This is a genomic window from Paraburkholderia sp. SIMBA_053, from assembly GCF_046534895.1.
GTDB lineage: Bacteria > Pseudomonadota > Gammaproteobacteria > Burkholderiales > Burkholderiaceae > Paraburkholderia > Paraburkholderia caledonica.
In genome coordinates this window covers 1-254 of sequence record NZ_JAWRXU010001180.1, presented here as the reverse complement: position 1 = coordinate 254, position 254 = coordinate 1, and the positions used below count along the sequence as shown (strand labels likewise).

Sequence of the window (254 nt, the reverse complement as noted above, 5' to 3'; positions counted from 1 at the left end):
CTTTTTTCTCTGTTTCCATGTTTAATACAAACATAGCATCCTTTTCATTCATCATAACAATATCAGCTAAATGAAACATTTCTTCATAATATGACTTTGCCTTTTCATAACCATCATCTCCCCAAAGTGATGGACGATAGTTACAATCAAAAACAACTGTTCCTCCAGTTGCTTTTACTGCTTGCGCAAGTAATTTCATATGATTGCGAACAGAATCATTCATGGCTAATGTAATTCCACAAAAATGAATGATA

At 32.7% G+C, this 254-nt stretch carries 1 pseudogene; it reads right to left on the bottom strand.

Annotated elements, in window-relative coordinates:
- Nucleotides 1-223: pseudogene (locus SB753_RS39360) on the bottom strand (hypothetical protein); the annotation flags it as partial.
- Nucleotides 224-254 lie beyond the last annotated feature (31 nt).